Origin of the sequence: Prosthecobacter sp., assembly GCF_044222565.1 — a bacterium.
Taxonomy (GTDB): Bacteria; Verrucomicrobiota; Verrucomicrobiia; order Verrucomicrobiales; family Verrucomicrobiaceae; genus Prosthecobacter.
This window is the reverse complement of record NZ_JBGANA010000012.1, coordinates 22828-34627: the sequence shown is the minus strand read 5'-3', so window position 1 is coordinate 34627 and position 11800 is coordinate 22828. Positions and strand designations below refer to the sequence as shown.

7 protein-coding genes are annotated in these 11800 nt (G+C 61.5%); 4 read left to right on the top strand and 3 right to left on the bottom strand.

Annotated elements, in window-relative coordinates; all coding sequences use genetic code 11:
* Nucleotides 1–4: 4 nt before the first annotated feature.
* A complete protein-coding gene (locus tag ACILSR_RS18065; RefSeq protein ID WP_395751195.1) occupies nt 5–1102 on the top strand; it encodes a DNA alkylation repair protein in 1098 nt (365 codons plus the stop codon).
* A gap of 61 nt (nt 1103–1163) precedes the next feature.
* Here the strand turns inward: ACILSR_RS18065 and ACILSR_RS18060 are convergent, their stop codons facing one another.
* The gene (locus tag ACILSR_RS18060; RefSeq protein WP_395751194.1) at nt 1164–1730 is read right to left on the bottom strand and encodes a c-type cytochrome domain-containing protein; all 567 of its coding nucleotides are present in this window, start codon (nt 1728–1730) and stop codon (nt 1164–1166) included.
* Between the two features lie 66 nt (nt 1731–1796).
* On the bottom strand, nt 1797–2681 hold the full coding sequence (locus ACILSR_RS18055) for a hypothetical protein (RefSeq protein WP_395751193.1): 885 nt from the start codon (nt 2679–2681) through the stop codon (nt 1797–1799).
* Nucleotides 2682–2818: 137 nt separating this feature from the next.
* Between ACILSR_RS18055 and ACILSR_RS18050 the strand changes: the two genes are divergently transcribed.
* The 3 genes from ACILSR_RS18050 to ACILSR_RS18040 all read left to right on the top strand — a co-directional run bounded on the left by ACILSR_RS18050 (nt 2819) and on the right by ACILSR_RS18040 (nt 10049).
* Complete coding sequence (locus ACILSR_RS18050; RefSeq protein ID WP_395751192.1) at nt 2819–4609, top strand: NADPH-dependent assimilatory sulfite reductase hemoprotein subunit; 1791 nt, start codon at nt 2819–2821, stop codon at nt 4607–4609.
* 147 nt (nt 4610–4756) lie between these two features.
* A complete protein-coding gene (locus ACILSR_RS18045) occupies nt 4757–9517 on the top strand; it encodes a PQQ-binding-like beta-propeller repeat protein (RefSeq protein WP_395751191.1) in 4761 nt (1586 codons plus the stop codon).
* 169 nt (nt 9518–9686) lie between these two features.
* Nucleotides 9687–10049 (top strand): hypothetical protein, encoded by a 363-nt coding sequence (locus tag ACILSR_RS18040; protein ID WP_395751190.1) that lies wholly within the window; start codon nt 9687–9689, stop codon nt 10047–10049.
* A gap of 431 nt (nt 10050–10480) precedes the next feature.
* Here the strand turns inward: ACILSR_RS18040 and ACILSR_RS18035 are convergent, their stop codons facing one another.
* Entirely contained in the window at nt 10481–11767 is a 1287-nt protein-coding gene (locus ACILSR_RS18035; protein WP_395751189.1) for a DUF1552 domain-containing protein, read from the bottom strand.
* Nucleotides 11768–11800: the final 33 nt, after the last annotated feature.

The following is an 11800-nucleotide window of genomic DNA, read 5'->3' as shown; positions in this document are numbered from 1 at the left end:
GAACATGCCTCCCGAACCCGATCCCCCGCCCCAGCTCAAAGAATGGTTTGATGCCGCCCGCTACCGCAGCATCGCGAAGGAACTCGCCTTCATCTCACCGAAGTTTGACACGGAAACCTTTCTCAAGTCCTCGCTTGATGGCCTCGAAGCCCGCAGCCTCATGCAGCGTGTGCATCAATGTGCAGTCGCTGTGAATGCGGCGCTGCCGGGAACCTATCAGCAGAAAGTCCGCGCCTTGCAAAAGCTCGCGCCACGCATCGACCATGAATTCGTCACCATCTTCCTCGGCGACTTCGTGGCCACCTTTGGCCTGCATGATTTCGACTTCTCCATGGAGGCCCTGCGTTTTTTCACCGTCTTCGGCTCCGCAGAGTTTGCCGTACGCCCCTTCATCGTGGCAGATCAAAAGCGCGCGCTGAAAACGATGCATGCGTGGACCTCCGATCCCGATGAAAAAGTGCGCCGCCTGGCCAGCGAAGGCTCACGCCCGCGCCTGCCCTGGGGCATGCGCCTGACCGCACTCGTGCGCGATCCCGCCCCCACCGCTGTCATTCTCGATGCGCTAAAGGATGACGCCTCGCTTTTCGTACGCCGCTCCGTGGCCAATCATCTCAATGACATCACCAAGGACCATCACGACTACGTCTTGCAGCGCCTCGAAGACTGGGATCTGGAGCGCGAGCATCTGCGCTGGATCGCCAAGCACGCCTGCCGCACGCTGATCAAGCGCGGGCACCCGCAGGCACTGACGCTCTTCGGCTTTGGCAAAAAAGCAGAGGTCACCGCAAGCCTCACCGCTTCTCCCGCGCGACTCAAACTCGGAGAGCGTCTCACGCTGACCGCCGCTCTCACCTCCACCTCCGGCAAGACACAGCGCCTCGCCATCGACTACGTGGTGCATTACGTCAAAGCCAGTGGCGGCAGCGCCGAGAAGGTCTTCAAATGGACCGAACTGGACCTGCCCGCACGCGCTGAAATCGAACTCGTCAAATCCCAGGTCGTAAAAGACTTTACCACCCGCAAACATTACTCCGGAAGACATCGCGTCGAGCTGCAGATCAACGGCCAGCGCGTGGCCGAATCGGAATTCGATCTGCGCTAAAAGAAAACGCCATCGGCCGGAAGACCAATGGCGTTAAAAAAACGAGCAATGTCAGCCGCCCTTACTTTTTGGCCGCCTTGGCCTGCGCCTGGCTCTCAGCCGAGAGCTTGCTCAGAGGCAGGATGTGCGTGACACCCGTGGAGGGAATCTTCAGAAGCACGCTGTCGCCTTCCAAGCCCATGAACTCGGCGTCAATGGTTTTGCCTTCGGCGTTGGTCCACTTCTGCACGCCACCTGCGGCGGCAGGCATGGCTGCTGCGGGCGCAGGTGCCGCGCCGCCACCGGTGAGGCTGGCGCCTTCGTCGATCCAGGCCTTCAGCGTGGCGAGCTCCGCATCGGTCAGCTTGTTCTTGCCTTCAGGGGGCATCACATCAGCGTCATCATTCGGCAGCGTGCATTTCACGTACATGTCGCTCTGCGCGCCTTTTCCGGGAATGATATTTTTCCCATCGCCGATCTGTTTCGGCAGCTCGGCGTCGTCCAGCGCCAGCTTCCCTTTCACCTTCTTCGTGACGCTGTGGCAGGCGTAGCACTTGTTGCGGAAAATAATGGCGACCTGAGACTTGTAATCGACCGCAGAAGCAGCGGTGGTGGTCAGGGCAAGGGCGAGGAGAAGGCTGAATTTCATGGTTGCGGGTGACATGGAACGCTCAAACGTGGTATTTGCCTAGCTTATTTTGTGGATTCCTTAGGTTCATCGTGCGGACGGATCCAGATCCCGCAGCTGCTGGAGGGTGGCCAGGATCGCATTGCGCTGCACCTGCAGCCGGCTGATCCCCAGCACAGCGCGGCTGGCGGAAAGGGTGTTGAGCAGTGGGCTGGCCTCCGGGCGCGTGGAGTTCCACTCCGCCCCGCGCAGGCCGGAGGGGTTCTTGGCCGCGAGCGCCTCGTATTCGGTGTTCAGCTGCTTACGCTGCGCGGCCAGCTGCGTGCGCAAAATCTCCACCACATTCCGCGCGGGCGCGACCGCCCCGGGGCCCGGCATTGGAGCGGCCCCTTCGGCAGCAGGTCCTTTTCCCGGGGCTGGCAGGCCACCAGGTTCCCGTGCCGCAGTCAGGCTTCTTTCTCGGGCCTTGTCCCTGGCCTCCACCGGGTCATAGCAGGCCTCCCAGCGCAGATCCGGGTTCGTGTTTGCCAGCGCGACCTTGATGGCGCCATCGGCGTGCCGGATCGAAACTTCATCCGCACTCACCGCAGTGATCTCCGCCAGGCGCAGGGACTTCCCGTCATCCAGGCTCAGCAGCGGAAACTTCTTCCCCACCATGGCGCTGCGGCGCTGCGTGCGGAACTGCTCAAACCGGGTCTTCAGCGCCGCAAACTCGTCCTGCGACTGCTTCAGTTCCAGCTGGGTCTTCTGCAGCTGGGTCTGTACCGTCAGATATTGCTGCATCTGTACCTGCACCGCTGACAAATCCGCTTGTGATTGCACCAGGAGATGGTTCGTCTGGTCCACGCGCGTTTGCAGTGTCTGATTTTCGACCTGCAGCGCATCATACTCGCTTTTTTTGACACAGCCGCTCAGCAGCGAGAGCAGCAGGGCTGCTGTCGCTCGGAGAATGCGTGTAGGGTGCCTGCTCATCCCAAAGGACAATGTAACCGCCTTTGTCTCCGTTTGTCACGCACCCTGACCACGATTTTCAAAACCACGCCCCAGGCTCAAGCACTTGCAATCAAGTCATACTAGCCGACACTGAGAGCCCCCAAAATCCCATTCCTATGAGCAAAGCCTCCGTTGAAGACCTCAAACTCGCCTCAGACGGCCTCCGTGGCCACCTGGCCGAGCAGTTCGCTGACACCAGCACCCCGAATATTCCGGACGACTCCAACATCTTGCTCAAACACCACGGCTCCTACCAGCAGGATGACCGCGACGTCCGCGCCGAGCGCACGAAGGCCAAGCTGGAAAAGGCTTGGAGCTTCATGATCCGCAGCAAGATGCCTGGCGGCCGCATCACCGCCAAGCAGTGGCTCATCCATGACGATCTCTGCTCCAAGGCCTTTGGCAACATGCGCCTGACCAATCGCCAGGGCATTCAGCTCCACGGCGTGCTCAAAGGCGGCCTGAAGGAAGTCATTCACAATGTCTGCCACAGCGGCCTCAGCACCATGGGTGCCTGCGGCGACGTCGTGCGCAATACCATGGGCCCCGCCGCCCCCATCAAGGACGCCATTCACGCTGATACTCAGAAGCTTACGGAGGAAATCAGCCAGCGCTTCCTGTGGCGCTCCAGTGCCTATGCCGACATCTGGCTGGACGGCGAAAAGCTCGAGCCAGACTGGATCAAAGACCCGGAGGTGAACCCCGCCGTGCGCGAGCAGACCAAGGCCCCCGAAGGCGACGACCCCATCTACGGCAAGGTTTATCTGCCCCGCAAATTCAAGATCGGCGTGGCCATCCAGCCCTGCAATGACGCGGACATCTACTCCCAGGACGTCGGCCTCGTGCCCCACGTGGTGGACGGCCAGGTCGAAGGCTACACCATCACCGTCGGCGGCGGCTTTGGCATGAGCCACGGCCAGCTGACCACCCGCCCCTTCCTCGGTCAGCCTCTCCTTTACGCCAAGCGCGCCAATGTCGTCGACGCCATTGAGGCCGTCGTCACCACCCAGCGTGACCACGGTAACCGCACCGAGCGCAAAAACGCCCGTCTCAAGTACACCGTGCAGACCATGGGCCTCGACGGTTTCCGCGCCGAAGTCGTCCGCCGCCTCCCCGGCATCGAAACCTTCCCGCCCAAGGAACTCCAGTTCGACAGCGTCGAGGACAAACTCGGCTGGCATGAGCAGGGCGACGGCAAGCTCTACTGCGCCGTCCACGTCAGCATGGGCCGCATTGTGGACCGCGAAAACGGCCCTCACTACCGCAGCGCCTTCGTCGATCTCTGCAAAGAACTCGACCTCCCCCTGATCGTGACGCCAAACACGAACATGATCATCGCCGACGTCGCGCCTGAGCAAAAGGACGCCGTTGACGCCATCCTGTCCAAGCACGGCGTCATCCACGCCGACGGCATGACCCGCGCCCGCAAGGTCGCCCACGCCTGCGTCGCCCTCCCCACCTGCGGCCTCGCCCTCAGCGAATCCGAGCGCGTCCTGCCCGGCTTCATGGACAAGATCGACGAATCCCTGCGCGAACTCGGCCTCGAAGACGAGCCGATCCTCTTCCGCATGACCGGCTGCCCGAACGGCTGCGGCCGCCCCTACAATGCCGACTTCGGCTTTGTGGGCCGCTCCCCCAACAAGTACGCCATGTTCGTCGGCGGCAGCATCCGCGGCAACCGCCTCGCCGGCCTGGAATTCAAAACCGTTCTCGGTGAAGAAGTCCCCGGCAAGGTCCGCGCCTTCCTTGAAGCCTTCAAAGCCGAGCGTAAAGACGGCGAAATCTTTGCCGACTGGTTCGCCCGCACCCGCACCACCGGTGAAGCCCCCACGCCCGAACAGTTCCATATCGAACTCGCCGAACGCGCCGCCAAACTCGCCGGCGCCAAAGCCTCCGAAGAAGGCTGATCCTCCAAAAAGCACCCCATTCCAAGGCGGTCCGTGATAAACGGACCGCCTTTTTTGTGCCCCAACCCGCGGTCAATTCCTCCAAAATGACCTCCCAATCCTCCAAAACCATTGCCAAACCTCCAATAAACCGCTTTCATCCTCCACATGAGCCTATCGGTCACCTTGTTCGGCGACTCCCTCCGGGATGCAGCAAAGCCTTGGCTGGAGGAACTCGGAAAATCCGACCGCGACCGCCTCCAGAAGCTCCTCAACCTCTCCCTCACCGACAAAATCCGCCTCTCTGAGGCACTCGCCAGACTCTTCCCCGGCGAGGACACCCAGACCGCCCTCGCCAATCTGACCCGCCTCCGAAACCGCCTCAATGAAGTCGGCCTCCCCCTGAGTCTAAGCTGCAAGGTGGACAACAAAAAGAAAAGCCCACCCGAGGAGCGCGCCTTGTGGTTCACCGGCCCGGACGAGGCCGTGCTCCGCGCCACCCGCTTCTCCCAGGACGCCACGGCAGACATCGTCGGCAGGCCCTTCGTCCCCTCCAAGGGCATCGCCACAACACGCACAGCGTTGGAAGAGAAGAAAATCTTTGTCCGCTTCTTTGTCTCCTATGCCCGTGCCAACAAGGACCTGGCGGATGATTTGATCGCCGAATTAAAGAGCCAGTTCGGCTGCTCCAAGCGCTACGAAGTCGAGCTTTGGATGGACCAGGACATGCACCTCGGCGACCGCTGGCATGAGCGCATCCAGACCGCACTGCAGGCCTCCGGTTTCGGCCTGCTTCTCATCGGGCCGGAGTTTCTAAACCGTAAGTACATCAAGGAGCATGAACTGCCGCATTTCATGCAGGACAAAAAGCCCATCCTCCCGGTGGGCCTGATCAAGGTGGACTTCGAGCATCAGGATCTGCTGGGACTGGAGCAGCGCCAAATCTTCCGCCTGCCTGGCAAAAACGACGTCGCCCGCTTCTACGAAGAGATGTCCGGCACGGCCAAAAAACGCGAGTTTGTCCACCAGCTCTTCCGGGCCATCCAAAAACGCCTCGATGCCACCTATGAAGCACGCTCCCCAAGTGATGCGGGCACTCCTGCCCGCAACGAGGAGGATGAAACCTGCGAGTTGCCGGCAAAACTCCCCGCACCACCTCCCGATCCCGATCTCCAGCGCTTCATGCCTCCCCCGGAGGAGACGCGCCATTTCCAGCGCCCGCGCGGCTACATGCACCACCTGGCGCAACGGGAGGCGATCGATCCCACACGCGCCAATCTCGGCGATGCGCGGGATGCCTTGAACGAACTCGAAGCCTGGGCCCTGCGTGAAGAGGGACCGCCCTTCTTTGCCCTGCTCGGAGAAGTCGGCATCGGCAAAACCACCACGCTGAAGCAGTTCACCCGGCATTTGATCGAGAAACGCACCCAGGAGCCAGCCCGCTACCCGCTGCCCATCTACATCGACCTACGCGACTACATTGGCGACAAGTCCGACACCGTGCCCACGATTGAGGAACTGCTCACCATCGTGATCCAGCGCTCCTGGCGCATCACCGACCGCAAGGTCACAGCGGCAGATCTGCTGCGCCTCGTGCGCGAAGAAGGCGCACTCATCATCTTCGACGGCCTCGATGAAAAAATCGTCCACCTCACCCAGAACCGCGCGCGCGATTTCATCCGTACCCTCTGGTCCGTGCTGCCGCAGGCCATGCTGAAAAGCAGCGCAGCCTCATCCGGCAAGCTCCTCATCTCCTGCCGCAGCCACTACTTCCGCGATGTCTGGAGCCAGAACGCCATGCTCACCGGCGAAGACCGCGAAGGCATCGACCGCAGCCAGTACCCCGCCTTCTGCCTGCTGCCCTTCGATGAGGCCCAGATTCGCGGCTACCTCACTTCCTTCCTCGGCGATGAAAAACGCGGCGGCGAAGCCTTCGAACTCATCGCCTCCATCCACAATCTCCGCGACCTCGCCGAGCGCCCCTACCTCCTCACCCTCATCAGCAGCCGACTCGGCGAACTCGAGGCCTTGCAAATGCGCGGCGAGACCGTCAATGCCGCGCGCCTCTACGATCTCGTCGTCCGCTCCTGGCTCGGCCGCGACGACGGCAAGCACCACCTCGACCCCATGCACAAGCGCCGCCTCATGGAGGCCCTCGCCGCCGCCCTCTGGCGCAGCGGCGAAAAGCAGTGGGACGTGGACCGCCTGGAGGAATGGTTCGACGAATTCCTTCACCAAAACCCCGCCATCGCCTCCGCCTACGCCAGCAAAGACCGCTCCCTCCTCAAAGAAGACCTCCGCACCGCCACCTTCGTCCTCCGCCCCGACACCGAAGAAAAACACTTCCGCTTCGCCCACACCTCCCTCCAGGAATACTTCCTCGCCAGCCACCTCTCCCGCGCCCTAGCAGACCAGGCCGATGCCCAGTGGGACATGCCCATGGCCTCCCTCGAGACCCTCGATTTCCTCGGTCAAATCCTCGCGACAAACAAATCCAACACAGCCATCGCCTCCCTGGAACGCATCCTCGGCGGCGGGTGCCTGAATGCAGCAGTGCTGGCCTTCAAATATTGGCTCGAAGCCATCAAAAAGGGCCATTCCGAGCCACAACCAAGATATGTGAATCTCGCGGGTGCGAATTTCGATGAATGGCAGATCCAAGGCTATAGCAAGGGACGTCTGCTGAATCTGTGTGGTTCGAATTTACGCGGCGTGCAGTTCAACCGTGCCCGCGTTGAGTTTGTGGATGTCAGCGACGCAGATCTGAGAGAGGCGGAGGCACGGCAGGCCTTGTTTTTACATGTCAATGCGACTCGTTCGAAGCTGATCAATGTCGATGTAGCGGGGCTGCAGTGGCGGCATGGCAGTCTGGACTATGCTCTGACCGGGGGAACCGCTCTCGAACTCGCCGAGACATTGAAGGTTTCCACAACTGGACTGCCTTTGCCATCCACACCGCGCCCTATGCAGGGTATGTCCCAGCCACTGACGTATTCCGGACATCGCAATTCGATCAACGCCTGCGCCTGGAATCCTAGAGGCACGGCGGTGGCTTCCGCGTCAGCCGACGGCACCATCAGACTCTGGGATGCCGCTAACGGCAGGGAACTCCTCCGCATCAACGCTCATGTACTTGCTATCAGATGCTGCATCTGGAGTCCTGACGGCTCACGCCTGCTCTCCGGCTCGGAGGATAATACCCTCAAGCTCTGGGATGCCACCACGGGCAGAGAACTCCTCTGCCTCAATGCTCACGCGCGAGCTGTCAGGTACTGTGCCTGGAGTCCCGACGGCTCGCGCCTGCTCTCCGGCTCCGCTGATCACACCCTCAAGCTCTGGGATGCCACCACGGGCAGAGAACTCCTCTGCCTCAATGCTCACACGCGAGCTGTCAGCTGCTGTGCCTGGAGTCTCGACGGCTCGCGCCTGCTCTCCGGTTCCGCTGACAACACCCTCAAGCTCTGGGATGCCACTACCGGCAAGGAACTCCTCTGCCTCAAAGCCCATACGAATGTCGTAAGTTGCTGTGCCTGGAGTCCCGACCGCTCGCGCCTGCTCTCCGGCTCCGCTGATCACACCCTCAAGCTCTGGGATGCCACTACCGGCAAGGAACTTCTCCGCCTCAATGCCCATCCGAATGTCGTAAGTTGCTGTGCTTGGAGTCACGACGGCTCGCGCCTGCTCTCCGGTTCCGCTGACAACACCCTCAAGCTCTGGGATGCCGCCACCGGTAGAGAACTCCTTTGCCTCAATGCCCATGCGCGCGCTGTCAGGTGCTGCGCATGGAGTCCCGATGGCTCGTTCCTGCTCTCCGGCTCCGAGGACAATACACTCAAACTCTGGGATGCCACTACCGGCAAAGAGCTCTTCACCCTCTATGCCTATGAGCTTGCTGTCAGATGCTGCGCCTGGAGTCCCGACGGCTCGCGTCTTCTCTCTGGTTCCACTGACAACACTCTCAAGCTCTGGGATGCTACCACCGGCAGAGAACTTCTCCGCCTCAATGCTCATATGCTTGCAGTCAGGTGCTGCGCATGGAGCCCCGATGGTTCGCGCTTGCTCTCCGGCTCCGCTGATAACACCCTCAAAATCTGGGACGGCACCACCGGCAAGGAACTCCTCCGCTTCAATGCCCATGTACTTGCCGCTCTTTGCTGCGCCTGGAGTCCCGATGGCTCACGCTTACTCTCCGGCTCCGAGGACAACACTCTGAGGCTCTGGGATACCACCGGTAAGGAACTCCTCTGCATCAATGCCCATACACGTGACATTAGATGCTGCGCCTTTAGTCCTGACGGCTCGCGCCTGCTCTCCTGTTCCACTGACCACACCCTCAAAGTCTGGGACACCAACACTGGCAAGGAACTCCTCCATCTGAATGGGCATGCGCGTGACACCCTCTGCTGCGCCTGGAGTCCAGATGGCTCACGCCTGCTCTCCGGCTCCGATGACAACACACTCAAACTTTGGGATGCCGCCACCGGTAGCGAACTCCTTTGCCTCAATGCCCATGCGCGCGCTGTCAGGTGCTGCGCATGGAGTCCCGATGGCTCGCGCCTGCTCTCCGGCTCCGATGACAACACACTCAAGCTCTGGGATGCCACTACCGGAAAGGAACTCCTTTGCCTCAACGCCCACATGCGCGCTGTCAGTTGCAGCGCTTGGAGTCCCGACGGCTCCCACCTACTCTCCAGTTCCGCTGACAACACCCTCAAGCTCTGGGACGCCTCCTCCGGCCAATGCCTCTGGACCGCCCACAACCTCCCCGAAAACCAATCCGCCGTGATCAACGGCTCCAGCACCGAAATCCTCCACGCCACCCCCGAGGCCTGGCGCTGGCTCGGCTGGGAGGAGCGGGATGCGAAGGGCCGCTTCATCCGCCGCTTGCCCGCGGAGGCCTTTGGTCCGATCCCGGGGATGGAGGATTGAAAAGTAGCCTTGTTCCTGTGGAACAAGGATTGGCTACGCAACCACCCAGCAGGTGGGACCACCGTGCCCGCCCAAATGCAGCGGAGCGTCCCCCTTGTTCCACAGGAACAAGGCTACTTTGAACATCCCGGCACTTGTGCGCGGCGTGGGTCTGGGCCACAGACTGCGCATGTCTCTCCCCGTTTACCACTTCCTGCATCTCATCGGCCTCATCCTCGTCTTCATCGGCATCGGCGGCCTGCTTTCCAGCGAAGGAGCCAAAAAGGCCATGATGTGGCACGGCATCGGCCTCGTCATCAGCCTTGTCTCCGGCTTTGGCCTGCTCGCGAAGTACAACAAGCTGCTTCCCGAAGGCGCACCTTCGTTTTACACCTACCACTGGATCTGGGCCAAGTTCGCCCTCTGGCTCGTCCTCGGCTTCCTCCCCGTCCTGGCCAAGCGCCGCGTCATCGCCGCCCCGCTCGTCGTCCTCATCGCCGCCATCTGCGGAGCCGGCCTCGCCGCCCTCGGCTACTTCAAGCCGCAGTTCTGAGCGGAGGATAGGCCTCTGGCCTGTCAATGGATCGAGGCGTCCCGAACGTTTATCCGGAAAGCTCAAGGCGAGACGCCTCAGTCCATGGTCAGGCCAGAGGCCTGACCTACGGTTACACGCCCCCAAGCACCGCACATCCAGCCGTAGGACGTTCGTGGCGATAGCCCGCCCGTCTGCGAGCGCCCTCGCAAACACCAAGGCATACAGGCCCTCCCACAATCGTCCAACTTAGCGAGGCAAGCGTCAAACTTCGAGCTGCCTCCACCCAAGTCTGATCGGAAGTACGATAGACACTCCTGTCTGTCGCTCAGCGCCCTCGCAAACACACCACCCACCCGCGCTGCCACATCGGCCAGAGTCCAGCAATCACTGAACCACCGACCGCTCTCGCCCCTCTTCACCGCTCCGTCCCGCGGCCCTGCCCCTTCCCATCACACCTGGTTGATGTCCAGCACCCCGGTGCTGAACCCAAATTTGTCCGCCTCAGCCCCCATCCGCTGCGCCATCGCGACCAGCAGGTTCGAGAAGACATGCTTGTCCTTTCCTATCGCGATATGTCGCCCGTGCTTATACCCGCCTCCCGCGAGCACCAGCGGCAGGTTCGCCGTGCTATGCGCGCTCGCGTTGCCCAGATTGGACCCAAACAGAACCGCCGTGGAATCCAGCAGCGCGCGCCCATTGTCCTGCGTCTTCTTCAGCTTGCCGAGGAAATCCGCAAAGGCCGTGAACTCCGCTCTCTCGATCACCTTCAGCTCCTCGATCTTCGCCGGGTCCTGCCCGTGATGCGAAAGATTGTGCCAGTCGTTCTTCACCCCGGCGATTTCCGGCACCGCATTCATGCCGCTGAGGCGCAGCGTCACAGCACGGGTCGAGTCAGTCTGCAAAGCCAGCACAATCAGATCCTGCATCAGCTTCATCTTGCCGATCGCATCCGTGCGGCTCTGAATGTCCGTCGGCGGCTTCGCCTCCACCTTTGGCTTCGGCCGCTGCGCCCACGCCTCGTTCTGCACCAGCCGCCCTTCGAGATCACGCACCGCGGAGAAATACTCGTCCAGCTTCTCCTGATCCCTCTTGCCCAGGTCGTTGTGCAGCTTCTTCGCCTCTCCCATCACGGTGTCCAGAATGCTGCGCCCGCGTTTCAGGCCGCGCACCTGCGCCGCCACCTCGGCAGGAGTTCCATCCACAAACAACTGCTGAAACGCCTTCGACGGCGATGACTCCGCCGGCAGCGGCACCCCGCTGGCCGACCACGACAGCGACTCACTGCCCGTCCCGAGAATCAAACTCGGAAACCGCGTCTGCGCTCCAATCTGTTCCGCAATCAGCTGGTCGATCGAGATTGTGTTCTTAAATCCCGCCAGCCCGGGATGCTTCGCCGACGTCAGCCACGTCATTTCAGACGTATGCCCGTTGGCCCCGTTCTGCTCCTCATGCTGCAGACCGGAGAGCACCGAAAAATCTCCCTTCAGATCCTTCAGCGGCTCCAGATAAGGCGTCAGCGCATAGTCCGCGCCCGTCTCCTGCGGAAACAAAAAAGGCGTGTGAAAGCCCAGCGTCGCGCACATCGCCAGAAACCGCGGCGGCGGCTGCCCCACCGCAGCCTGCGCCCGCGTCGCAAACGCCGGTACCATGGCCTCCAGAAAAGGCAGCGAAAGCACAGTTCCGGTGCCCCGCAGAAATGCACGGCGGTCGAGATGACGTTTGGCGGCGATGTTCATGACGAGGTATCAATTGAAACGACTGACCGGCAC